Genomic DNA, 22,551 nt, shown 5'->3' on the forward strand with positions numbered 1-22,551 from the left:
TCTCGGAGCGGGTCCACGAGAACGATGTTCCTTTACCGTCGGCCTCTGTGGTAGGCCGTGATGATTGATTCGTCGGTGCGCATCGGCTGTCTCTCGCTGGGCGCGCTGTCCCCGGAGCAACGCGCAGCGTACGACTGGTGTGACGGCTCCGAGGCCGAGGTCGACAGACTCGAAATCACCAACGTCGTCCGCGGCGAGGTCGACCTCGCGGGCTACGACGTGCTCTGGTGGCACTCAGACGCACAGGTCGCCGACGAGGACGTGTCCGGACTCGAAGGGCCGCTGACCGCCTATCTCCGCGACGGCGGCAGTCTCCTGCTCGGGCTGCGCGCGCTCTCCTCCGTCGCCGCGCTCGGTATCGACTCCGTGACGCCCGACGCCACCGGTGTCGAACACGTCCACGAGTCGACCGGCCTACTCGTCAAGTCGCTCCACCGCGACCATCCGGCCTTCGACGGCTTCGACGGGCTGCGAATTCCGACCCGCGGTCCCGGCGACTCCCAAGCCTTCGCACGGTACGAGCAGCGGCTGCCCGCGACGGGCGACGTACTCGCCAGCAGCATCTGGGGCGACCTCGACCATCCGCGACAGGTCTCGACGGTCGCCTGGGACGTCGGTGCCGGTACCGTCGTCGGCGTCGGCGCGGGCATCACCTTCGACGCACCGCCCGAGGAGGAACACGCCGGGCGTCGCGCCCGGTTCGTCGAAAACCTACTCACCTTCCTGAGCGGCGACGGGCAGCCGACGCCGACGACGCGGCCGGAGACGGCCGAAGGCTTCGCACGGCTCCGCGAGTCGCTCGCGGGCGACCACAACCGGCCGCGCTACCATCTGTCGCCGCCCGCCAACTGGCTCAACGACCCCAACGGGCTCATCCAGTGGCAAGGGAGATACCACGTCTTCTACCAGTACAACCCCGGCGGCCCGTACCACGGCTGTATCCACTGGGGCCACGCCGTCAGCGACGACCTCCTGCACTGGGAGGACGAACCCGTCGCGCTCGCACCCTCGCCGGACGGTCCCGACGCCGACGGCTGTTGGTCCGGCTGCGCCGTCGACGACGACGGGACGCCGACGCTCGTCTACACCGGCGGCCGCGACCGAAAGCAACTGCCCTGTCTCGCCACGACGGACGACCCCGACCTGCGGACGTGGAGCAAGAACCCCGACAACCCCGTCATCGTGGAGGCTCCCCGAGAGCTGCGCATCCTCGGCAGCGAGCACTGGGAGGCGGAGTTCCGCGACCACTGCGTCTGGCACTCTGACGGCTACTGGTACCAGCTCATCGGCTCGGGTATCGAGGACGTCGGCGGGACGGCCATCCTCTACCGCTCGCCCGACCTCACGGAGTGGACCTATCTCGGTCCGATCCTCACCGGCGAGTGGGACGAGGCGGGCTACATGTGGGAGTGCCCGGAACTGCTCGACCTCGGCGAGAAACAGCTCCTGCACGTCTCGAACTACGAGACCGTCCCGTACTATCTCGGCGAGTTCCGCGATGGGCGGCTCAGCCGCGAGGAGTCGGGCGTCCTCGACGACGGCGACTTCTACGCCCCCCAGTCGATGCAGACCGACGATGGCCGACATCTGATGTGGGGCTGGGTGCGCGAGGCGCGAAGCGAGTCCGCCCAGTGGGACGCAGGCTGGGCCGGCCTGCTCTCCGTCCCGCGACAGCTCGACCTCGCCGACGACGGCACCCTGCGGCAGCGACCCGCCAGAGAGCTGAAACAGCTCCGCGGCGACCACGTCGGCTACGAGGACTTGACGCTGTCACCGACGGACACGAACGCCCTCGACGTGCGGGGGCTCGCGCTCGAAGTCGACCTCGAAGTCAGCCTCGACGGGGCCGACGAGTTCTGTCTCGTCCTCCGCGAATCGCCCGATGGCGTCGAGCGCACACCGATTCGGTACACGGGCGACGAGGTCGTCGTCGACCGCGCCCACGCCAGCCGGAGCACCGACGTCGCCACCGACGACCAGCGCGTCCCCGTCGACGGCGACTCGCTGCGCTTGCAGGTCTTCCTCGACGGCTCGACGATTGAACTGTTTGTGAACCAACACCGCTGTCTGACGAGTCGCGTCTATCCGACCCGCGACGACAGCGACGGGGTGTCGCTCTGCGTGAAGGGTGGGAGCGTCACGGTCGACCATCTCGACATCTGGGAACTCGACGCGACGTGGCCGGAGTTCGCCTAATCACGCTTCGGGAAAGTCGACGAATTCGGGACCTGCCTGCACGAGCGACCCGTTGAAGAGACACGGGTCGTCGATGCCACGTTCGAACGCCTCACTGTTGTTCGTGTCACGGTAGGCGACGACTTGGACGGTGTGGGTGCCGTCGAACGAGCGGCCCAATCTCAGCGTCGCTCCATCGGACTGATACCCACCAGCGTCGGAGTTGTTCAGATACGTCGAGCCAGCGACGTCGCCGTCGACGTACGTCACGAACAGCACGCTCGTATTCTCGGGGACGAAGTAGCCGACACGGACAGTACTGGGGCTCCAGAACTCGTCGTAGCCGAGATACCAGAAGGAGACGGTGAGGTAGTCTCCACAGGAGACACCGGACCGGAGAGTTGCGGTGGTCGGTTCCGGGGTCGGTGCCGTGGTTGACTGTGTCGTCGGGGAAACCGGCGTCGAAGTCACACCCGACTGTGCTGTGGAGGGGGTCGCCGTCGGCGACGACGGGGCCGCCGTCGTCGATGCTCCCGGCGCGTCAGCGACACAGCCAGCACTGAGAACGAGCACGACGAGTACGAGGTGGAGGGCGAAACGCATCGCCTCAGCGCAGACAGCGCGTCGACAAGTGCTTTGTCGTCGCTGACGTCCCGACTCAGGTCAGTAGCCGCCCGTCGGCCGCTCGCGCTCGGGTTCGAACGGGTCCTCAAGCTCTTCGTCCTCGGTCGGGATGTGGCCGTAGTCCAGCACGCCGCGGACCCACGTCTCGTCGCCGTCGACGCCCAGCCTCACGGTCGGCGCGAAGTTACCGCCGAAGCGACGCTGCTGCTCGGACTCCGGGAGGTCGGCCACGTCGTCGAGCGAGCGGCCGCGGAGGTCGTAGTAGTTGAAGAAGCTGTGAACCAGTATCTCCTCGCGGTGGCGGAAGGCCAGCCACGAGTACGCCTGGAAGGGCGCGTTCGCTGGGTTGGCGAGGACGAGTCCCGAGTCGTTGAGCGGGCGGTACTCGCCCTCCAGTTCGTCGGCGACGAAACCGTAGAGCGCGTCGAAGCCGTGCAGACCGGGCGCGAACGTGTGCTCGTGACTCGGCGTGAAGAGGTAGTACTGGCCGTCGCGGACGACGACGTGGGGCCGTTCGAGTTCCTGATTGACGCAGACGCCTTCGACGAGCGGCGGCTGCATCTCCCAGTCGGTCGGGTCGCCACTCTCGGAGGTCGCGAGCCCGATGCAGCCGTTGAACTCCTGTTGGGCCGCGTCGCCGCCACAGGCGTCCGAACCTTCGGGGACGGGCGTGTTGCCCTCGAACAGCAGATGGGTCTTCCCGGTCTCGGGGTCCTCGAAGAACCACGGGTCGCGGAAGGTGTAGATCATCCCGCGGGACTGGTCTTCGGTCTCGTAGTAGTCGCCGTCGGGAGTGAGCAGAATCTCGTGCTCGAACGGTCCCGAGAACTCGACGCCCTCGTCGTCGGCGACGACGCTCCCGCCGTGGCCGACGGCGAGCCGCTGCTGGTAGGTGAGTTCCTCCTCACCCTTCTGGCCGGAGGCCGTGTAGTAGAAGTAGAGGTCACCGTCATCGTAGAGTGCCGACCCGGCCCACTGCCGCGAGCCGAAGGCCTCGCTCTCCTCGAAGACGCGGCCGCCGCGGTGCCACTCCTTCCCATCCGCGGAGTAGAAATACCGCAGCGTGGCGACGTCGTGGCGCTTGCCCGGCAGGAGTTCCGCGGGCGCGGTCAGCGAGACGGCGACGCGCCAGCCGTTCAGGTCCGCGAGCGAGCCGTCGCGGGTGCGGAGGAACCACGTGTCCCAGATGTGGAGTTCGGGGAAGGGGTCGTTCTCCGGCGGATAGATGATCGGTGCGACGTTGTCTCCGCGACGCTCGATTCGCTCGGCCTGCTCGCGCGTCCACGACGAGGTGCCGCGCTGGCCCCCGTCGGCGACGGGCGTGCGTGTCGGATTCATACCACCGAGTTCTCGGCGGCCGCTGAAAAGTCCTCGATACGTCGCCGCCGACCGGGCGGCGTCCTGTCACCCTCCGCGATACCCCGCGTCAGCGGTTCGCGCCGACGTGCGCGAGCAGTTCCTCGCTCACTCGGTCGGCTGCATCGAGTTGGACCCAGTGGCTCGCGTCGGGGATCCGCCGGACGGTGAGGTCCGGTACCCACTCGTCCACCGCGGTCAACTCGGGGACGAGCGCGAGGTCGTCCTCACCCCACAAGAGCAGCGTCGGCACGTCGACCTCGCCGCTGGCGACGTCGCCGGAGACGAAGGGGATGCGCGCTTTGACTTCCTCGCGCAGGATCGAGCGGTAGTAGTTGACCGCGGCCGTCGCAGCACCGGGCGTCGCAAAGGCCTCCTTGTACCGGTCGAGGTCGGCGTCGCTGAGCGCGTCGGTCGAGGTCTCGAAGACCTCGTCGAGGGCGGCGCAGTTCCGGCGGGTCAGCCCCCACTCCGGCAGCTTCGGTAGCTGGAAGAAGGCCATATACCACGACTTGCGGCGCTGTTCGGGGTTGCGCCGGATCTCCTCGCGGAAGGCCTCCGGATGCGGCGCGTTGAGCACGGAGAGCGTCTTCACGACGTCAGCGTGGCGGGCGGCGACGTTCCACGCGATGCCGCCGCCCCAGTCGTGGCCGACGAGATGGGCGTCGTCGCCGAACTCCTGAATCAGTTCGACGACGTCGGCGGTGAGTTCCGACATCCGGTAGGCGTCGACGCCGATGGGTTTCTCCGAGCGGTTGTAGCCCCGGAGGTCGGGCACGACCACGTGATACTCGTCGGCGAGCGCGGGAATCTGTTCGTGCCACGAGTACCAGAACTCGGGGAAGCCGTGCAGCAGCACGACCGTCTCGTCGTGCTCCTCGCCGGCTTCGACGTAGTGGAGGCGCACGTCGTTGACGACAGTCTGACGGTGGACCATCCGCGTGTAGTCTGCCATGGCTCGCCCTTGGGTCGCCGCCCACTAAACGCCGTCCGTCGCGGCTATCTGGTGGTGAAGACGAGTCGGTCGATATCCCCACACGACGCAAGCCAGCACAGTATAGTCACTCGGTGACACACCTCACTGGACTGGGTGAACCCCGACGTTGACATAGGATGACGATGACGTGTTGCGCATGAGCCGCCACGAATCCAGATTTGCCGGTGACGCGCGGCTCCTCCACCGGCAAGCGATTCGGCTCCCACTGTTGGACGCGGACGACGAGCGGCAGTTCCACCGGACGATGTCGGCCGTCGCCGACGCCCAAGAGAGGAAGGCCGCGCTCCTCCGGGACCCGGAGACCTCGGTTCTCGACGCCTACGAACGGCAGCTCGACGGGCTCGAAGCGAGCTACCGGCAGGCCGCCGAGGTCTACACCGACGGTCCCTACGAGGCCGCCGCACAGGCGTACTCGGCCGGCGAACGCGACGACGGCACGGCCGCCTTCGCCGCCTACCTGCTCGAAGCCGTCTGGCGACTCCAACAGATGTTCACCATCCACGACATGGCCTTCTTCCCGCTCATCCTCCGCTATCCGCGCTCGCGGACGGTCAACGTCCGATTCGTCCGCGGCGGGCTGACCGACAAGGTCCACTGGTACGAGTCACCCGAGCACTCGACGGAAGAGCTCGCCGACGAGTACGCCGACGTCTACCGCAACGAGAGCCTGTGGTCCCAGAAAGAGGCCGCGAACGAGATGGAGTCCACCGCACGGCTGATCCGCGAGGAGTTTCCCGACCCTGAGGAGACATCGCCCGACGAACGCCGAACCGGCGGCATCGTCTCCGTGGTTGGCCGCCGCGGCTCAGCGTTCTGCACCGGCTTGGAAACCGTCGCCCCGAACCCCGACCGCTTCGACGACGCGGTGACCGAACCGACGGTGGTCGAGGAGAGCCCGGTCGCCCGCCGGACGGCGGCCGAGTGGCTCGCCGACGACGCCGTGCTGTTGTGAGCGGGCGCGACGCGGCGACGTCCGAGAGCGGGCCGTCCCGGATTTGAACCACGGTCGCTCCCGTTCGCTCGCTGACGCTCGCTCACCTTCCGCTCCCTGATTCAAATCCGTGAGTAGTCCATGCACTCGCGAATCAGGTCGTAACTCGCACACGCCTCGCTATCGCTCGGCGGTGCTCAAGGTGTTGATTTCGAGAGAAGTGGGCCGTCCCGGATTTGAACCGAGGTTCCGAGCACCCGATGCTCGAAGGATACCAAGCTACCCCAACGGCCCGCATTCTATCCGATGGCAGGGTAGTGTTTAAGGGTTGTGATACGTCGGACGCGAGCCACCCATTAGCGTGGTTCCACCCCGTCGCAGTCGGCCGATTCAGTAGCGGCTGTAGCCCTCGGTATCGAGGTAGTTGTGGGCCACTGTAATCGAGTGGTCTGCGTGGAGAATCTCCGGGCCGAGCCGGACGCGCTCGTCGGCCGCCTCGGCGAGCAGTTCGGCCTCCTCGTCGGTGAAGTCGTTGTGGTCCGAGAGGACGAACAGCGGATTCTCCGGCGGGTCGACGTCAACGACGGGGTCACCCTCCTCGTGGAGTTCGACGACCGTCGCGTCGCGCGATGCGTGCTCCAGCGTCGCCTCGAAGTCCATCCGGTAGACCGAGACGCCGGGCGAGGATTCGGCGGGCATGTGGCCGATGGCCTCGTCTTTCTTCTCCAGTGCCTTCCGAATCAGGGCCGACGTGCTGCGTTCGTCGGGGTTCAGTCTTCGAAGGTCGCTCCCTTCGAAGCGGACGGTGAGTTCGTCGCCGAGGACGAGATGGACGCGGACGTCCTCGCGGATGGCGTGTGAGAGGAAGAACGCGGAGTTGACACACCGACAGAGGACGTCGAGGCGACCCGCGCCGCCCGCGATGTCGTCGAGCGAGAAATCCGGCTCCGTAGGCACGTCGTGGCCGAGCACGATGAACTGACGCATACCGGGAGTCGGCGGGTGAGCGTAATGGCTCTGTTCACTCGCGGCCGTGTCTCCCGGTTCGCCCCCGCCGACCGCCGAGAGCCAGAACGGACCACCGACAGCACCACCGATATACGCTAGCCGCCCTTGGAGAGACTATGAAACGGGTCTTCGTGGCACTCCTGGTTCTCCTCTCCGTGACGACCGTCGCCGGTGCGGTCCCCGACGCTCGCCTGACGGTCTCAGACGTCACCGTCGCACCCGAGGCCCCGCTCGTCGACGAGCGGTTCACCGTCACCGCGACCGTCCAGAACTCCGCGGGCAGTGCCTCCGCCGTCGACGTCGACCGCGTGGTCCTCCGCGGTCCGGACGGCCAACTCGACACGGCCGAGAACGTCGGCGCGCTCTCTGCGGGCGACTCGGTCACGGTCCCGCTGACGGCTCGGTTCGACACTCCCGGCGTCAGAACGCTCGAACTGCTCGTCGTCGGCAGCGACGAGAACAACAACGACGTGCGTATCACCCGGCCCGTCCCCGTCGCCGTCGAGCGCGCGGCCCCGCAGATCGAACTCGACGTAGCCGACCCCGCCGTCGACGCGGAGACACAGGTGCAGCTCACCGTCTCGAACCCCGCGAAGACGCCCGTCAGGAACCTCGTGGCGACGTTCACCGACGAGGGGAGCCTCGGCGAGCCGGTCGTCGGCCGCGCGACGGTCCCGCTGCTCGATGCGGGCGAGACGACGACGCTCAACCTCACGACCGTCCCCACCGCCGCCGGGCTTCGCGAAGTCGGCGTCAGCCTCGACTACACCACCGACGCCGGGACGGAGAACACGACTACCTTCGCGCGGAGCGTCCGGGTCGACCGCTACGTCGCCGACGCTGGCATCGAAATCCGGCCGTACGTCCCCGAGACCGACAGCGGGGAGGCGAACGTCGGCGACCTCCAGGGACTCTTGACCGGCGGTGGCGGCATCGGCGGCGGCGTCGGTGGCGGCGTCACCGAAGGCAGCCAAGACGGCCAGAGCGGCCAGGCCGACCCGAGCCGTATCGAAGTGGTCGTGACCAACTTCGGAAGCGTCCCGCTCGACGACGTCGTCGTCGCCCCGTCGGCGGGCAACACGAGCCTCCCCCGGCAGTCGATTTCGGGTCCGATCCTCCCCGGTGAGGAGGCGACGGCCGTCGTCGACCTCCGGGATATCCGTACGACCGAACAGGTGACCGTCGGCGTCAGCTACACGGCCGGCGTCCGCACCGAGCGGTCGGAGACAACCTACACCTACCGCCCCGAGGTCGGCGACATCCGCATCACCGACGTCGATCTCGTGCGCGACGACGACGGCGTCGTCACGGTCTCGGCCAACGCGGTCAACGTCGGCCGCGCGGAAGTGACGGGTCTCGTCGTCGAGGTCGTCGACACCGACGGCGTCGAGCCGAGATATCCACAGCGTGACTACTTCGTCGGCACTGTCGGCGGCAGCGACTTCGCCCCCTTCGACCTCACTGCCACGGTCAATTCGACCGCCGAGACCGTCCCGGTCCGCGTGACGTACCAGGTCGACGGCGTGCCGTACGACCGCGTCTACGACCTGCCGTACGAGGGAGGGAGCCAGAACCGCTCTCGCCTCGGTCTGCCCGGCTCCACCACGCTCGGTGCGGGCGTCGCGCTCCTCGTCGCGATTCCGGCACTCGTCGTCCTCGCGGCTCGCTCGGGACGGTTCGGTCGATGAGTCGGCTCGACCGCCTCGGCCGCCTCAGCCGTCCCGGCAGCCTCAACGACATCGAAGCCGTCGAGGCACTCGACGACCGGTATCCCTCCGTCCTCTTGGCCCGGCGAAACCTCACGCGTAACCGACTCCGGTCGGGACTCGCCGTCCTCGGCATCGTCATCGGCGTCTTCGCCATCGCCGCGCTCGGCATCCTCGGGACCGTCTTGGAACTCACCGCGTCGGACTCGCTGGGCGGCCTCGGCAACCAAGTCATCGTGACGCCGAACGCCGAGACGGGCAGTCAGACCATCGACCCGCGTGACGTGCAGGCGATCCGTCGGGTCGCGGAGGGCGCGGAGGTGGTGCCGCTCGTCAGCGGCGGTGCCGTCGCCGAACGCGGCGAAAGCCGGTCGTTCGTCACGCTCTACGGGACGGAGGACCCGAGCGCGCTGTTCACCGCCGCCGACGGCGACCTCCCCGAGCGACACGCTCGCGGGGCTATCGTCGGTTCGGGCGTCGCCGCGGACCTCGGCGTCGACGTCGGCCGCACGCTCACCATCGAGGGCCGCGAGTACCGCATCGTCGCCGTCCTCGCGCCCTCGGAGGGCATCTCGCCCGTCTCGCCCGACGGCGCGGTCATCCTCCCGCCGGCCGCGTTCGTCGAAGACGAGTACACCCAGGTCATCATCCAGGCAGACTCGGGGACGCAGGCGGGCCGCATCGCCGACGGCATCCGAGAACAGCTGAACGCCCGCGAGGACCGCGTCGACATCTTCGAACTCTCCTCTATCGTCGACCAGATCGGCGACTTCTTCGACCTCCTCTCGGCCTTCTTGCTCGCCATCGGCTCTATCTCCCTCTTCGTCGCGGGCGTCAGCATCCTGAACGTGATGCTGATGAGCACGAACGAACGGCGAGAAGAGATCGGCGTCTTCCGCGCCGTCGGCGTCCAGAAACGCGACGTGATTCGGATGATTCTCGTCGAGGCGGCCATGCTGGGTCTCGTCGGCGGCGTCCTCGGGGTCCTCCTCGCGGTCGTCGGCACCGCGGGTCTCTACGTCTTCGTCGCCGAAGTGACGCTCTCGGCGGTGCTCGCCGTGCAGAACGGTCTCTACCTGCTCGGCGCGTTCGCCTTCGGCGTCGTCGTCAGCCTCCTCTCGGGAGCCTATCCGGCGTGGAAGGCGGCGAACGAGCGGCCCGTCGACGCGATTCGGGGGTAATCACGGGCGGTCGACGCGGAGGGAGAATCCCCAGTCGAACTCGGCGGTCGGTTCGTCGCCGAGTTCTGCGTCGGCATCGTAGACGTAAACTGTCTCCTCCCAGCGGTAGCTGTCCGGCTCCATGTAGCCGTCGACACAGCTGTCCGCCCAGACGACGTACTCGTTCGTGAGCGAGTCGTCGGACTCGTAGTGCCGTGGACTGCACGCGTACTGAGCGGAGCCGTGTTGACAGGCTGTTCCTTCGTCGGCTGTCGGTCGTCGCCAGCGGGAGGAGTTGCCGTCTCCGTCGTCGGTGTCGACTCCGTGGCTTCGGGCGCGCTCGCGAGACAGCCTGAGCCGACTGAAACAGCCGAAACGAGAGCGAGGAGGGCGCGGCGGCGCATACGTCACGTTCCACCGACCGGATGATGTGTCTTCTGCCCGAAGTTTATCACCCAGCACGGGGCCACCGCCGCTATGGCCTGAGTACCGCCACGGAGCGTCTCGCGGGAGTACGACACCGCGCTCCGTGTTCTCCTCGTGTCGTCTGTCAGCCCATCCGCACCAAGCGCGCGGTTCAAATCCGCTGGGACCCTAACCACGGGTGAATTTCGGCCGTGTCCAGCCGAAGGAGCACCGCTTGGAACCCGAATCCAACCCGTTCGACGACTACCGCGATACCGACCGTGACCCGTTGGTCCGAATCTTCGACGACTACGGCCGCCCCGACCTCCACTGGTTCGGCGTCGGCCTGCTCGCCAGCCTGCTGAGCCGACTGGTGAGTCTCGTCCCGCCGCTCGTCCTCGGGATCGCCATCGACTCGGTGTTCACCCCCGGCGGGCCTGCCTACAGCCTGCCGTTGGTTCCAGCTTCCTGGGTTCCGTCGGCGACGACCGACCTCGTGGTCCTCTCGGCAGGCCTCGTCCTCGCCGCGTTCGCGCTGGGCGTCGTCTTCTCGTGGGTACAGGGCGTCGGCCTCTCGCTGTTCTCGAACCGCGTCCAGCACGCCGTCCGCACCGACACCTACGCGCTGATGCAGCGGCTCGACATGGCCTTCTTCGACGACAAACAGACCGGCCAAGTCATGAGCGTGCTGAACAACGACGTCCGGAACCTCCGGACGTTCCTCGACAACACGCTCTCGGGAGCCATCCAGCTCGTCGTCACCGTCGTCGGTATCGCGGGCATCCTGTTCTACCTGAACTGGCAGCTCGCGCTGGTGACGCTCGTCGCCGTCCCGTTGCTCACGGTCTTCACGCTCCGGTTCATGACGACCATCCGGCCGCTCTACCGGGCACTGCGGTCGAGCGTCGGCGCGCTCAACACCCGACTGGAGAACAACCTGAGCGGTATCGAGGTCATCAAGACCTCGAACACCGAGACGTACGAGGAGGCTCGCGTCACCGAGGCCTCCCGCGACTACTACGACCGGACGTGGGCCGTCGTCAAACTGGAGTATCTCTACCAGCCGAGCATGGAACTGCTCGCTGGCGTCGCCTTCGCCGCGACGTTCGTCATCGGCGGGCTGTGGCTCGTGAGCGGCCCGCCGCTGTTCTTCACCGGCGAGCTGTACGTCGGCGAGTTCGTCACCTTCCTGTTCATGACCCAGCGGTTCATCGACCCGCTGGCCGGGGCGGGACGGATCGTCAACGCCTATGAGAACGCCCGCGCCTCCGGCGAGCGTATCTTCGGCCTGTCGGCACTGCCGGTCACCGTCGCCGACGCCGAGGACGCGGTCGTCCTCGACGACGTTCGCGGCACCGTCGAATACGACTCGGTCGACTTCAGCTACGCGAACGGCGTCCCCGTCCTCCACGACGTGAGCTTCGCCGTCGAACCCGGACAGACCGTCGCGCTCGTCGGCCCGACCGGGGCGGGGAAGTCGACGGCCGCAAAGCTGCTCCTCAGGCTCTACGACGTCAGCGACGGCTCCGTCACGCTCGACGGCGTCGACGTCCGCCACCTCGCCCTCGACAGCCTCCGCTCGGCCGTCGGCTACGTCTCCCAGGACGTCTATCTCTTCGACGGGACCGTCCGGGAGAACCTCGTCTACGGCGCGTTCGACGCGACGGAGGCGGAGATGGTCGCCGCCGCCGAGGCCGCCGAGGCCCACGAGTTCGTCGAGAACCTCCCCGACGGCTACGACACCCGTATCGGCGAGCGCGGCGTGAAGCTCTCCGGCGGCCAACGCCAACGCATCAGCCTCGCTCGCGCGATGCTCCAAGACCCCGCGGTCCTGGTCCTCGACGAGGCGACCTCTGCCGTCGACACCGAGACGGAACTCTACATCCAACGGGCACTCGCCCGCCTCACCGAGGGTCGGACGACGGTCGTCATCGCCCATCGGCTCTCGACGGTTCGCCACGCCGACCAGATTCTCGTCCTCGACGGCGGTCGCGTCGTCGAGCGCGGGACCCACGACGAGTTGCTGGCACTCGACGGGCTGTACGCAACGCTCTGGAACGTCCAGGCGGGCGCGCTCGACGAGGCCGACGCCGACATCCTCGACGCGCTCGAAGCTCGTGACCGAGACGCACTGAAGACCGGCTGACGAGGGCGCGTTCAGTCGAGTTCTTTCACGACCTGTGCGGGGTTGCCGCCGACGACGACGCTGTCCGGCACGTCGTCAGTCACGACGGCACCCGAAGAGACGACGACGTCGTCGCCGATGGTTACGCCCGGATTGACGACGGCACGGCCACCGAGCCAGGCGTTGTCGCCGATCTCCACAGGCTTGCCGTACTCCGGGCCGGCCGTCCGCTTCTCGGCGTCCAGCGGATGCGTCGCGGTGTAGATATGCACGCCCGGCGCGAGCAGACAGTTGTCGCCGACGGTCACCTCGCAGACGTCGAGGACGACGCAGTCGTAGTTCGCGTAGAAGCCGTCGCCGACGTGGATGTTGTAGCCGTAGTCACAGCGGAACGTCGGCTCCACGTGGACGCCCTCGCCGACAGAGCCGAAGAGTTCGGTCAGGAGTTCGCGACGACGCTCACCCTCCGTCTCCGTGGTCTCGTTGAACTGCCTCGTCAGTCGCTGTGCGCGGGTCCGTTCCTCGACGAGCGTCGGGTCGGAAGCGTCGTACAGCTCCCCGGCGAGCATCTTCTCCTTCTCGGTAGGCATACGTGTCCCTCTGCACAGGAAGGGAAAAGCGGTCGCCCTCGACTAGTCCGCGCGACGGTCACGGAGGCGTGTCAGCCCCGCACCGGCGACGCCGCCAGCGACGGCTGCAGCGGCCAGTTTCAGCCAGTCGGGGAGTCCGTCGACACCGCGTTCGACCGCGGAGTCGCCGCCGGGCGATTCGGGGACCGTCACGGTATACGTGTGCGTCTGCCCGGCTTCGATGGCCGTCGTCACCGCTGACGCGAGCAGTTCGCCGTCCGTATCGGCTGCCTTCGTCTCCAGTGTGTACTCGGTGTCGCGCTCGCCGGTGACGACGACGCGGTAGTCGCCTGCTGGCGCGCCGTATCGGTAGCGCGTCTCGTGGTACGCTGTCCGGCGGCGGTCCATCGCCTGCGACCGAATCCGTGTCACTGGCGTCCCGTCGGGGGCGACGACAGCCAGCGACACGTCGCTCGTGTCGGTCTTGAAGAGCGTCAGCGCGAGCAGCCGCTCGCGGAGGTCACGAGCACTCACTCCCGCGGCGAGATGTGGCGACGGGTCGCTCTGCGAGCGGATGACCCGGTCGAGCCGGTTGTAGACGAACTCGCTGAAGCCGTCGAACGACTCGTAACCCGGTCCCCGAAAGCCGGTCTTGTACGGTTCGACACTGGGACGGTCACCGCTTGTATCGACGTAGATGGACGCCGCCTGGCGATTCGCCCACCGTTCGTAGAACTGTGCGGCGAAGTTCGGGTCGTAGACGTAGAGTCGAACGCCGTCGGTCTCCGTTTCGTAGCCGTAGACGAGCACCTGATGGGCGAGTTTCGTCGCCGGATCGAAGACGGTGATGCCCGCCGTCCCGCGGTCGTCGACGACGGCAGTCAGGTTCTCGAGCTGTCGTTCGTAGTCGATCCACTGGGGTACGAGGAGGTTCCGGCGGCCGAACCACGCGTGGAGATTCAGTGCCTGTGAGGTCTGATAGAGGTCGATCTCGTCTGCGACCGGGCCGTAGTCGGGGTCGTCGGTCGGTGTCTCGGGATGTGCAACCTCGCTGGGTGCGTCGACGTCGAACGGAACCGTCTCCGGCTGTTCAAAATACTGTTGGGCGGTGAACACCATCCCGTAGCAGTGGCCGTTCGTCGACGAGAGCTGGTTGGCGGTGACGTACAGCTGTTCGGCGATCGTATTGATGAGTGCACTCGGCAGCCCGTTGACACTGACGTCGAAGAGACTCTCCAGTGGGTCCTTCCAGTCACGTTTGATGGTTCGACGTATCTCGGTCTCCGAGACCTGTGTGTGGTCGTGTTCGGGAAAGGTCAGGTCCGCCGTCGACCAGTTTCGGAAGCCGAGTCCGTCGACGGCCGGGTCGAACCGGCTCGCCGCGACCGACCGTCGAGCGCGCACGTCGCCGACGGCCGAGAGACCCCCGGCCACGGCTGGCAGTGCGGCGACGCTACCGAGGAACCGGCGACGGGTCGGTTCGCGCGACATTCCTACTCCTACGCTCGTGAGTCACCTATGTAAATGCCACTCGCGACCCGGTCTCTCGGTATAAGCGGCTGGGTCGCCCGGCCTCAGACCGCGTCCTCACCGGTCGCTTCCAGATACTTCTCCAGCAGCGACGGCAGGTCTCGGCCCTTCAGATACCGGAGACCGAAGTCCTCGGCCCAGGTGATGATGCCGGTGTCCTCGGTGACGACCCCGGCGTCGAGTTCGCGGGCGAGGATGAGCAGGTCGAAGTCCTCCCGAGAGTCCAGGACGCCGCGCCGGAGCGTCGTCCGGTACTCCTGTCTCAGATCCGAGATGACCTTGTCGATCTCGGTCATATACTCGTGTTCGTCGAGCGGTTTGTCGTGGGAACTCTCGACCTTCCGGACGGCCTTCTCGGAGACTCTGAGTCCGCGGTTGACCCGGTCGGACATCTCGTCGATGAACCGGAAGACGATCTCCGCCGGGATGGAGACCGCAAACCGGTCGGGGTTCTTCTTGATGACCCAGGTGTTGAGCTTCGAGTAGAGTTCCTCGCTCACCCCGCGGTCGGCGAGCATCCCGACGAGTTCCTCGTAGATGGACGGCGGGATGTAACAGGAGATGTTGAGTTCGAGTTTGGCCCGCGCGATGAGGTCCAAGAGCCGATTCACCGCCGCTTCCAGGTCCTCGTCCTCCCGACGGATCTCGTCGGTGATGAACACGGAGGTATCGAGAACGAAGCGCTGTTTCAGCGGATGTTCGACCATTGCTAGTCCTTCGTGCCGCGTCGGCAAAGCGTTCTCGCCTGTCGCACGTCGAGCGAACGCTTAATCCTGCAGACAGACTCTCTCATGGTATGGCCTATCACGACCTGCTCGGCGTCGCGGCGGCGGACGCGACGGACCTCCTCGAACACTTCGAGCGGGCGACGTACGAGGGACGGGAGTATCTCCATCTCTCGGACACCCGCCACGGCGTCGAGCGGGGGACCGTCCTCGTCGACGGGACGGTCGTCCGCGGCTTTCCGAAGATTCCCCGGACGCTGGTGCTCGACCCCGGCATCCGCCGGTTCTTCGACGGCCCGTTCGCCGTCGAGGAGAAGCTCAACGGCTACAACGTCCGACTCGCTCGCGTCGGCGACGACGTCCTCGCGTTCACTCGAAGCGGCTACGTCTGTCCGTTCACGACCCGGACGGTTCCCGACCGACTCGCAGTCGGCGACTTCTTCGACGACCATCCCGACCTCTTGCTCTGCGGCGAGGCAATCGGCCCGGAGAACCCCTACACCGACCACGACTATCCGACGGTCGACTCCCTGGCGTTCCACGTCTTCGATATCCGCCACCGCGAGTCGGGCGACCCGCTCTCGGTCGACCGTCGCCGACGGCTCTGTGACGACTACGGCTTTCCACAGGCCCGCTCGTTCGGCGTCTTCGACCCCGCGAGCGGGGCGGCGGCGGTCAGAGACGTCATCGAGGAACTCGACAGCGAGGACCGCGAGGGCGTCGTGATGAAGTCACTCGACGGCCGGAAGCTACTGAAATACACCACCTCGGCGGCGAATCAGGGCTCGCTGGCCTACGCCTTCGCCGTCCCCTTCGACTACGGCCCGGAGTTCCTCTTTCCCCGCGTCATGCGTGAGGCGTTCCAGTCGGTGGAGTTCGGCGAGAGCGAGGAGGCGGCGAGAGCGAGAGCACACGCGCTCGGCGAGTCGATACTCCTGCCGGCGGTTCGGGCGATTCGAGAGGTCGAGAGGGAGGGCGCGACCGGCGAGGAACACACCGTCCGCGGCCCGCCCGAGGCCATCGACGGACTCTTCGAGCATCTCGAGCGGATGAAGCTCCGAATCACGGTCCTCGACGACGAGGTCGAGGAGGGTGAGCGGGTCGTCACCTTCCTGAAACACTCGGCGTCGACGACGGACTCGGTGCAGAGCTACCTCGACGGCCAGACGTTCCGGGCCTGAGTTCTGAGCTACTCGTCCTCGTCCTCGTGCTCGTTTTCGGCCGTCTCGCTGACCGCTCGGTTGACGTCGAGATGGTAGTGTCGCAGCACGTCCCGGCCGAGCAAGAGCGCGTGGCTCATGTGGCCGCGGTCGACGATGTTGGCCGCGACGGTGTGTTGGGTGCCGCCGATGCCGACGACGAGGTCGACGACCGGCCGACTCCGGCCGCGTCTGACGCTGCCCGAGCGCACCTTTCGGACGGTGTGAATCGGCCCGGCGCCGATGTCGGCGGCGAGTCGGATGTCGATGCTCGTCCGCTCGGCACCCGTGTCGGCCTTGGCGACGACGCTCTGTGTCCCGGTCGTCCCGCTGACGACGACGCGTTCGGTGTAGCCGACGACGGGCGGCGTCGCGGGGACGCGCGAGAGCGGCTGTGGCATACACGAGGGCTCGGAGTCGTCGAGCGTCGCCGCGAGTTCCGTGACGCGTCGTTCGTCGACGACGCCCCCAGCGCGCTCGATTGCCAGTCGGGCGATGGAGGGCGCGGGACTCGTTCCGGTCGCCCGGTAGAGGCCCTTGAACCCCGCCGTCGGGTTGATTTCGAGGACGTACCAGCCGTCCTCGCCCTCGATGAGGTCGACGCCCGCGTAATCGAGCCCCACCGCCACCGTCGCTCGCTTTGCCGCGTCGAGGACGTCGTCCGAGACCGCGCCGGCGGCGTCCTCCACGTCGCCGCCGAGTGCGACGTTGGTCCGCCAGTCGCCCTCGGGCGCGTAGCGGAACATCGACCCGACCACGTCGCCGTCGACGACGTAGACGCGGAGGTCCCGCGCTCGCTCGGCGCCGCGGCCGATGAACTCCTGAAGGAACGCCCGTCTGGTGCCGACCTTCCCCGTGAAGGCGTCGTGGTCGCCCGCGAGCCACGCGCCGCCGCCGTTGGTGCCGACGGCGGTCTTGTAGACCGCGTCGGGACCGAACTCGTCGCGGTACTCGTCCAGCAGCTCGCCGCTGAGCGCGAAGACGGTCTCGGGGACGCGGAGCCCGGCTTCGGAGAGGACCGCGGCGGCTGCGGTCTTGTGGGCCGCGCGAGCGACCGCGTCGGGACGGTTGAGCATCGGTCGGAGGCTGTCGAGCGTGAGCGCGATACCGTGGTCTTCGAGCGGTTCGTCGGACTTTGAGAGCAGGAGTCGGTTGACGACGACGTCGACGTCGGGGCGGAGGCCGACCGACTCGCCGGTAAAGTGGAAGACGGTGTTCTCCTCGCGCAGCCACTCGGGGCTGTGGCCGAGTGCCTCGACCGCGTTGCAGATGGCCTTCGTCTCTTTGCTGTTGTGTAGGCTCAGGACGCCCACCGTGACGCGGTCTTCCTCCATGTGGTACTCTAACAGACGAGGGCGCGAAAGGGTGTCGTCGCTCTCGCGAGACTGTCTGGACGAACAGCATCGTCAACGGGCGCGAAAAGAGGTCTTCAGTCGACGTACTGCTCGACGATATCGACGAGTTCGTCGGTGCCGTGGTAGCCGAAGAGCTGTTCGACCACCTCGCCCTCGTCGTAGAGGACGAGCGTGGGCACGCCCTGCATCTCCAGCTCGTCGACGAGAGCCAGGGTGTGCGAGGCGTTGATCATCGCGACCGTCACGTCGGTCGCGCGGGCGAGATTCCCGAGAACGGGCTCTTGCATCTTGCACTTCCCGCAGCCGTCGGTGTAGAACTCGACGAGCAGCAGGTCGTGCTCCGCGATAGCCGCATCCAGCGCGGCGCGGTCGTCGAGCCGGATCGGTTTCGCACCGAGCAGTGAGTCAGTCATGTAACCTGAATAGGGACGCCAACGGTAAATGTTCACGGGAGTGTGTAGTTCGGGCACGACCGCCGAGACTCGTCCCTACCGGGTCGAGACGGCGGCCCCGCCGTCGCGGGTGCGCATGGCCCGGACCGACTGGAGCGCGATCGCGCCGCTGACGAACAGCGCGGAGCCGACGATGAGGACGAAGCTCGCGGTGTTCAGGAAGTCGATACCGGTCGCGGTGCCGACCTGTCGGAGACCGACAGCGACCGCACCGCCGAGCAGCATCAGCCCGAAGTAGCCTTTGATTCCGTCCTCGTCGACGAGTTTCGTCGCCGCCGAGCCGAGCCGCGCACCGAGCGCGCTCCCGGCCAGAAGCGGGACGACGATGCTCAGGTCGACGCCGCCGGACTGCGCGTAGAGGAAGCTGCCGACCCCACCGGAGACCGTGATCTGGAGGATGTCGGTCCCGACGGCGACAGCTGCGGGAACGCCGAAGCCGTACATCATGGCGGGCATGAGGAGGAAGCCGCCGCCGACGCCAAGGAAGCCCGCGAGGACGCCCACGACGAGACCGACAGCGAAGATGACCCAGACGGACACCGTCGGCCCGCCCGTCAGCGAGACCATCGGTGGGAGATGGATGCCGGTGAAGAGACCGTCGGCTTTCTCGTCGTCAGCGTCGTCTGCGTCGTCGGACTCGTCGCCGGACCCGCTCACCCACGAGTCGTAGACGACGAACGCGCCGACGACGCCCAGAAGACCGACGTAGGCGACGGAGACGACGGCGTCGGCGAGGCCGAGTGCTTCGAGTGCTAACACGGAATTTTTCCCCACTTCGATGCCGGCGGTCACGCTCAGCGTCATCAGTGCCGCCAGTTTGTAGTCTACTTGACCGAGCGAGCGGTGTCGGAGCGCGCCGATGACGGAGGTCCCGAAGACGAACGCGAGCCCGCTGCCGACCGCGACGCGCGTCGGATAGCCCATAACGAGCAGCGCGGGCGTCACGAGGAAGCTCCCGCCCATCCCGAAGAAGCCGAAGAGGACGCCGATGACCGCCCCGAACCCCACGAACATCGCGAGGAGGGCGACACTCATGCCGAGTAGTTCCACGACTACTCACCACCGACCACGTCGGCGACGACGGGGGCGAGCAGCCGCGTCAACCCACCGTAGCCGACGTACAGCGCGAGTGCTTCGGCCAGAACGATTCCGACGAGCACGGCCGCCTGTGCCGTGGCCGAGAGCGTCTCGATACCGAACACGGGTTACCACTCCTCCGCGGCGGACAGTGTTGTGTACTTCATGCAATCCTAGTTCAGCGACCGGTTGCCTTAACAGTTTTGGGAATACCGCACAATACACTGGACTGGGCGAGGCCGGTCAGCCTGTCGGGCCTCGTCAGCAACGTCGGCGACGTCGCTCACCGGTTGGTGGCGCGTTCGCTCGTTAGCTCGCTATCTCGCTATCTCGGTTGCAGGCTCGACAAAAATCGGGGAGTCAGTTCTCGGCCGGAATGGGCTGCTCCGACTGCTCGGTCTCGGGATACTTGTCGCGGAACTCCTGGATGAGCGTCCCCATCTTTGCGTACCAGTCGTTGAGCATCCGCTGCATATCGTCGGCGATCTGCTCGGGGTCGGTCGGCCGGTAGACGTGGTAGTAGCCACCCTGGTCGTAGTTGACCTGTTCCTTCTGGATGAAGCCCGTCTGAAGCAGCCGCTGGATGGACCGGTAGGCGGTCGAGCGTTCGCGTTCGACGCGGTCTGCCACCTCGTCGACGGTGAGCGGCTCCGCGCTCGCAGTCAGCGCACGGAAGCACTTCTTGTCCAGTTCTTTCAGCCCGTGCATACACTCCAACAGACCCTCGCACTCCATGTCCTGCTGGATCAGTTCGTTCATCGAATTAGCCATGCTCTCTCTGTATCCTAGATTCGCTTCGATAAAAGGTTTGTCTACTTTGTGCACAATTGCGCACAGCCGTTCTCGCGGCCGAGTTCGGGCGAACAGCGGGGTCGACCGCGGTCAGTCAGCGTCGACCGCGGCGGTCCCTGCGTCGCCCGCGACGGCCGCCCGGAGGTAGCCCTGCGCGTACGCGCCGAGGAACATCCCGGCGATGGCCCAGAGGATGGGGAGGTTGCCGACGCCGAGGCTGGCGTAGGCCGCGCCGGGACAGATTCCCGAGATCCCCCAGCCGACGCCGAAGATCGCCCCGCCGAACAGGACGTTGCGGTCCATCGACTTCAGCCGCCGAGTGTACGCTTGGCCGGTCAGCGGAGCCGTCCGGTCCAGTCGGGTCGCCACGAAGAACACCACGCCCGTGACGACGGCGGCCCCGCCCATCACGAACAGGAGCCCCAAGTCCTCGAACTGGAGGAAGTCCAGCACGACCTCGGGCCGTGCCATCCGGCTCAGGGCGAGTCCGAACCCGAAGATCAGGCCGCCGACGAGAATCAGCGGCATGAACAGCGGGTGGCGGTCCTCGCTCACGGCACGACCCCCAGTGCCTGCACCAGCTGGGCGGTGCCGATGGCGACGGCCATGAACGTCGCGACGTTGACGATGGACGTCGGCGACGCCGAGCCGACCCCACAGACCCCGTGGCCCGAGGTACAGCCCTTGCCGAGGCGGGTGCCGACGCCGACGAGGATACCCCCGCCGAGCAGCCGCCACCACTGGACGTCGGTGGTCCACCAGTCGCCGAACAGCACGGTGTAGAGTGCCGCGCCGCCGACGATGCCGAGGGTGAAAACGACCCGCCAGTCGCGCGACTGGAGATACTTCCCCTGGTTGAACCGCGGCAGCCGCGAGACGTACGAGAGCGACGACTCCAGGAACGTGCTCGCACCGGCGATGATGCCCGTTCCGAGATAGATCACCGCGGCACCGACGCCGATGAACAGCCCACCGAGCGCGTAGTGCGCGATGCCGTTCGGAAAGAGCGTGGCGATGTCGACCATCGTCAGTCGGTCAGTGCCTCGCTGCTGGCCGCACAGTTGTTCGGGCCGAGTTCGAGTTCGAAGGCTTCCTCGTCGGTCGCATCCGCTTGCCCGAGGTTCGTCGCGATGATCTCCTCGTAGTTGCTCGGTCTGGGTGGCATATCCGAGAGGACGAACTCGACGAACTCGGCTCTATCCATTTCCAGCGCGGGCATCCGCGCGGTCAGGTCGCCGACGGCGGCCGCGTAGGTGCCGTCGTCGCGGGGTGTCGCTGCACCGCTGAAGTGTGCGGGAGCGATCAGCGTCTCGTCGGGGAGCGTGAGCACCTTCTCCTGGAGGGTGTCGTAGAGCGTTCCGGCGGCGTCGGGCGCGCCGTCGTCGCCGTCTTCGAGGTCCGGGCGAGCGACGCTCTCGGTGAAGAGCCCGTCGCCGGTGAGAAGCACCTCGTCGTCGATGAGGTAACTCGTCATCCCACTCGTGTGCCCGGGCGTGTGAATCACGTCTATGTCGACGGTGCCGACGGTCAGGGTGTCGCCGTCGGCGACGGTCCGGTAGTCCACGTCGTACTCGACCCCGCGGTCGACGGCGGCCTCGGGGAGGACGATCTCGGCACCCGTCTCGGCTGCGACGTCACGGACGCCGGAGATGTGGTCGGCGTGGACGTGCGTGTCGAGCGCGTACGTCAGTTCCGTACCGAGCGCGCGAGCGTCCTGAACGTACTCGTCGGCGAAGGCGCGCAGCGGGTCGATAACGGCTGCCTCGCCGTCGGAGACGACGAGGTAGGCCAGACAGCCGCTGGAGGGACGGCGGTACTGGGCGACCGTCGCCTCGCTCTCGACGTCGAGTTCGGCGTACTCGTAGATCCGCGCCCAACCCTTCATGCCGTTTTCGAGGTTCGTCGCCTCGACGCCCTCCTCGTTCAGGAGTCCGGCGATGAACTCGCTGGAGCCCCCCTTCGCGCAGACGACCACGACCGGCTGGCCGTCGGGGAGCCGGTCGAGCAGGTCCGCCGGGATGCCGTCGAGCAGGTCGAAGTACGGGACGTTGACGACGGTCGCGCTCTCGCCGTCGATGTGCCACGTCTCGAACTCGTTCGTCGCGCGGACGTCGAGTACGGTCACCGCGTCGCCGTCGTCGAGCTGTGCCTTCAGTTCCTCGGGCGTCGTCGCGTCGACCGCGACGTCCGGTTCGGGAAACGCTGAATCACTCATCACACTCACCTATCGGACGCGTTGCCTTAACGGTTTGGATAGAAATACACACTATGCACAATACTGTCTCTCGGCCGAGTCACAGTGAATGGGAGATGATGGGAGCAAGACCGCCAATACATAGTGTGTGTCCCGTGTGCGGCTGTCGAC

22 protein-coding genes and 1 tRNA gene are annotated in these 22,551 nt (G+C 67.0%); 6 read left to right on the plus strand and 17 right to left on the minus strand.

The window, feature by feature from the left end; translation table 11 throughout:
- The first annotated feature begins 60 nt into the window (after positions 1-60).
- Entirely contained in the window at positions 61-2,196 is a 2,136-nt protein-coding gene (locus tag BLR57_RS09645) for a GH32 C-terminal domain-containing protein (protein WP_089697259.1), read from the plus strand.
- On the opposite strand, the gene BLR57_RS09650 is transcribed toward BLR57_RS09645, so the two are convergent.
- The 3 genes from BLR57_RS09650 to BLR57_RS09660 all read right to left on the minus strand — a co-directional run bounded on the left by BLR57_RS09650 (position 2,197) and on the right by BLR57_RS09660 (position 5,110).
- Entirely contained in the window at positions 2,197-2,778 is a 582-nt protein-coding gene (locus BLR57_RS09650) for a hypothetical protein (protein WP_089697261.1), read from the minus strand. It abuts the gene before it with no gap.
- A 60-nt stretch (positions 2,779-2,838) separates the two neighbouring features.
- Positions 2,839-4,137: a glycoside hydrolase family 68 protein gene (locus BLR57_RS09655; protein WP_089697263.1), complete on the minus strand. Its 1,299-nt coding sequence runs from the start codon at positions 4,135-4,137 to the stop codon at positions 2,839-2,841.
- Positions 4,138-4,225: 88 nt separating this feature from the next.
- Positions 4,226-5,110: an alpha/beta fold hydrolase gene (locus BLR57_RS09660; RefSeq protein ID WP_089697265.1), complete on the minus strand. Its 885-nt coding sequence runs from the start codon at positions 5,108-5,110 to the stop codon at positions 4,226-4,228.
- 178 nt (positions 5,111-5,288) lie between these two features.
- Here BLR57_RS09660 and BLR57_RS09665 point away from each other — a divergent pair, with 178 nt between their 5' ends.
- Entirely contained in the window at positions 5,289-6,104 is an 816-nt protein-coding gene (locus BLR57_RS09665) for a hypothetical protein (RefSeq protein ID WP_089697268.1), read from the plus strand.
- Positions 6,105-6,304: 200 nt separating this feature from the next.
- Here the strand turns inward: BLR57_RS09665 and BLR57_RS09670 are convergent.
- Together BLR57_RS09670 and trmY are read right to left on the minus strand one after the other, a co-directional pair.
- A tRNA-Pro gene (locus tag BLR57_RS09670) sits at positions 6,305-6,377 on the minus strand.
- A 96-nt stretch (positions 6,378-6,473) separates the two neighbouring features.
- A complete protein-coding gene (trmY, locus tag BLR57_RS09675; RefSeq protein WP_089697271.1) occupies positions 6,474-7,070 on the minus strand; it encodes a tRNA (pseudouridine(54)-N(1))-methyltransferase TrmY in 597 nt (198 codons plus the stop codon).
- A 137-nt stretch (positions 7,071-7,207) separates the two neighbouring features.
- Between trmY and BLR57_RS09680 the strand changes: the two genes are divergently transcribed.
- The gene (locus BLR57_RS09680) at positions 7,208-8,779 is read left to right on the plus strand and encodes a COG1361 family protein (protein WP_089697273.1); all 1,572 of its coding nucleotides are present in this window, start codon (positions 7,208-7,210) and stop codon (positions 8,777-8,779) included.
- Positions 8,776-9,978 (plus strand): ABC transporter permease, encoded by a 1,203-nt coding sequence (locus BLR57_RS09685; protein ID WP_089697275.1) that lies wholly within the window; start codon positions 8,776-8,778, stop codon positions 9,976-9,978. The genes BLR57_RS09680 and BLR57_RS09685 overlap by 4 nt, the downstream gene beginning before the upstream one ends.
- Here the strand turns inward: BLR57_RS09685 and BLR57_RS19855 are convergent, their stop codons facing one another.
- Positions 9,979-10,101 (minus strand): hypothetical protein, encoded by a 123-nt coding sequence (locus tag BLR57_RS19855; protein WP_280140446.1) that lies wholly within the window; start codon positions 10,099-10,101, stop codon positions 9,979-9,981.
- Positions 10,102-10,651: 550 nt separating this feature from the next.
- Here BLR57_RS19855 and BLR57_RS09690 point away from each other — a divergent pair.
- Positions 10,652-12,508 carry an ABC transporter ATP-binding protein gene (locus tag BLR57_RS09690; RefSeq protein ID WP_089697648.1) on the plus strand — a complete coding sequence of 619 codons (1,857 nt, stop codon included), beginning with the start codon at positions 10,652-10,654 and terminating at the stop codon, positions 12,506-12,508.
- Between the two features lie 11 nt (positions 12,509-12,519).
- Here the strand turns inward: BLR57_RS09690 and BLR57_RS09695 are convergent, their stop codons facing one another.
- The 3 genes from BLR57_RS09695 to BLR57_RS09705 all read right to left on the minus strand — a co-directional run bounded on the left by BLR57_RS09695 (position 12,520) and on the right by BLR57_RS09705 (position 15,293).
- Complete coding sequence (locus BLR57_RS09695) at positions 12,520-13,077, minus strand: maltose acetyltransferase domain-containing protein (protein ID WP_089697277.1); 558 nt, start codon at positions 13,075-13,077, stop codon at positions 12,520-12,522.
- 42 nt (positions 13,078-13,119) lie between these two features.
- The gene (locus BLR57_RS09700) at positions 13,120-14,547 is read right to left on the minus strand and encodes a hypothetical protein (protein ID WP_089697279.1); all 1,428 of its coding nucleotides are present in this window, start codon (positions 14,545-14,547) and stop codon (positions 13,120-13,122) included.
- Between the two features lie 83 nt (positions 14,548-14,630).
- A complete protein-coding gene (locus tag BLR57_RS09705) occupies positions 14,631-15,293 on the minus strand; it encodes an RNA ligase partner protein (RefSeq protein ID WP_089697281.1) in 663 nt (220 codons plus the stop codon).
- 89 nt (positions 15,294-15,382) lie between these two features.
- On the opposite strand from BLR57_RS09705, the gene BLR57_RS09710 reads away from it, so the two are divergent.
- Positions 15,383-16,492 carry an RNA ligase gene (locus BLR57_RS09710; RefSeq protein WP_089697283.1) on the plus strand — a complete coding sequence of 370 codons (1,110 nt, stop codon included), beginning with the start codon at positions 15,383-15,385 and terminating at the stop codon, positions 16,490-16,492.
- A gap of 8 nt (positions 16,493-16,500) precedes the next feature.
- Here the strand turns inward: BLR57_RS09710 and BLR57_RS09715 are convergent, their stop codons facing one another.
- The 8 genes from BLR57_RS09715 to BLR57_RS09745 form a co-directional block, all read right to left on the minus strand.
- On the minus strand, positions 16,501-17,844 hold the full coding sequence (locus BLR57_RS09715) for a RimK family alpha-L-glutamate ligase (protein ID WP_089697285.1): 1,344 nt from the start codon (positions 17,842-17,844) through the stop codon (positions 16,501-16,503).
- 95 nt (positions 17,845-17,939) lie between these two features.
- Complete coding sequence (locus BLR57_RS09720; RefSeq protein WP_089697286.1) at positions 17,940-18,278, minus strand: thioredoxin family protein; 339 nt, start codon at positions 18,276-18,278, stop codon at positions 17,940-17,942.
- Between the two features lie 75 nt (positions 18,279-18,353).
- Positions 18,354-19,367: a sulfite exporter TauE/SafE family protein gene (locus BLR57_RS09725; protein WP_394327571.1), complete on the minus strand. Its 1,014-nt coding sequence runs from the start codon at positions 19,365-19,367 to the stop codon at positions 18,354-18,356.
- 2 nt (positions 19,368-19,369) lie between these two features.
- The gene (locus BLR57_RS19380) at positions 19,370-19,519 is read right to left on the minus strand and encodes a DUF7512 family protein (RefSeq protein WP_170830603.1); all 150 of its coding nucleotides are present in this window, start codon (positions 19,517-19,519) and stop codon (positions 19,370-19,372) included.
- A gap of 235 nt (positions 19,520-19,754) precedes the next feature.
- On the minus strand, positions 19,755-20,165 hold the full coding sequence (locus BLR57_RS09730) for a helix-turn-helix domain-containing protein (RefSeq protein WP_089697288.1): 411 nt from the start codon (positions 20,163-20,165) through the stop codon (positions 19,755-19,757).
- 111 nt (positions 20,166-20,276) lie between these two features.
- A complete protein-coding gene (locus tag BLR57_RS09735; protein ID WP_089697650.1) occupies positions 20,277-20,714 on the minus strand; it encodes a DUF6691 family protein in 438 nt (145 codons plus the stop codon).
- Between the two features lie 23 nt (positions 20,715-20,737).
- Complete coding sequence (locus BLR57_RS09740) at positions 20,738-21,211, minus strand: YeeE/YedE family protein (protein WP_089697291.1); 474 nt, start codon at positions 21,209-21,211, stop codon at positions 20,738-20,740.
- Between the two features lie 2 nt (positions 21,212-21,213).
- A complete protein-coding gene (locus tag BLR57_RS09745; RefSeq protein WP_089697293.1) occupies positions 21,214-22,401 on the minus strand; it encodes an MBL fold metallo-hydrolase in 1,188 nt (395 codons plus the stop codon).
- Positions 22,402-22,551 lie beyond the last annotated feature (150 nt).

Source organism: Halogranum gelatinilyticum, assembly GCF_900103715.1.
GTDB lineage: Archaea > Halobacteriota > Halobacteria > Halobacteriales > Haloferacaceae > Halogranum > Halogranum gelatinilyticum.

Bases quoted from the DNA above. Each gene is read 5' to 3' on its own strand.
- BLR57_RS09645 (WP_089697259.1), top strand. From the start codon at position 61: ATGATTGATTCGTCGGTGCGCATCGGCTGTCTCTCGCTGGGCGCGCTG.
- BLR57_RS09650 (WP_089697261.1), bottom strand. From the start codon at position 2,778: ATGCGTTTCGCCCTCCACCTCGTACTCGTCGTGCTCGTTCTCAGTGCT.
- BLR57_RS09655 (WP_089697263.1), bottom strand. From the start codon at position 4,137: ATGAATCCGACACGCACGCCCGTCGCCGACGGGGGCCAGCGCGGCACC.
- BLR57_RS09660 (WP_089697265.1), bottom strand. From the start codon at position 5,110: ATGGCAGACTACACGCGGATGGTCCACCGTCAGACTGTCGTCAACGAC.
- BLR57_RS09665 (WP_089697268.1), top strand. From the start codon at position 5,289: ATGAGCCGCCACGAATCCAGATTTGCCGGTGACGCGCGGCTCCTCCAC.
- trmY (WP_089697271.1), bottom strand. From the start codon at position 7,070: ATGCGTCAGTTCATCGTGCTCGGCCACGACGTGCCTACGGAGCCGGAT.
- BLR57_RS09680 (WP_089697273.1), top strand. From the start codon at position 7,208: ATGAAACGGGTCTTCGTGGCACTCCTGGTTCTCCTCTCCGTGACGACC.
- BLR57_RS09685 (WP_089697275.1), top strand. From the start codon at position 8,776: ATGAGTCGGCTCGACCGCCTCGGCCGCCTCAGCCGTCCCGGCAGCCTC.
- BLR57_RS19855 (WP_280140446.1), bottom strand. From the start codon at position 10,101: ATGGAGCCGGACAGCTACCGCTGGGAGGAGACAGTTTACGTCTACGAT.
- BLR57_RS09695 (WP_089697277.1), bottom strand. From the start codon at position 13,077: ATGCCTACCGAGAAGGAGAAGATGCTCGCCGGGGAGCTGTACGACGCT.
- BLR57_RS09700 (WP_089697279.1), bottom strand. From the start codon at position 14,547: ATGTCGCGCGAACCGACCCGTCGCCGGTTCCTCGGTAGCGTCGCCGCA.
- BLR57_RS09705 (WP_089697281.1), bottom strand. From the start codon at position 15,293: ATGGTCGAACATCCGCTGAAACAGCGCTTCGTTCTCGATACCTCCGTG.
- BLR57_RS09710 (WP_089697283.1), top strand. From the start codon at position 15,383: ATGGCCTATCACGACCTGCTCGGCGTCGCGGCGGCGGACGCGACGGAC.
- BLR57_RS09715 (WP_089697285.1), bottom strand. From the start codon at position 17,844: ATGGAGGAAGACCGCGTCACGGTGGGCGTCCTGAGCCTACACAACAGC.
- BLR57_RS09720 (WP_089697286.1), bottom strand. From the start codon at position 18,278: ATGACTGACTCACTGCTCGGTGCGAAACCGATCCGGCTCGACGACCGC.
- BLR57_RS09730 (WP_089697288.1), bottom strand. From the start codon at position 20,165: ATGGCTAATTCGATGAACGAACTGATCCAGCAGGACATGGAGTGCGAG.
- BLR57_RS09735 (WP_089697650.1), bottom strand. From the start codon at position 20,714: ATGCCGCTGATTCTCGTCGGCGGCCTGATCTTCGGGTTCGGACTCGCC.
- BLR57_RS09740 (WP_089697291.1), bottom strand. From the start codon at position 21,211: ATGGTCGACATCGCCACGCTCTTTCCGAACGGCATCGCGCACTACGCG.
- BLR57_RS09745 (WP_089697293.1), bottom strand. From the start codon at position 22,401: ATGAGTGATTCAGCGTTTCCCGAACCGGACGTCGCGGTCGACGCGACG.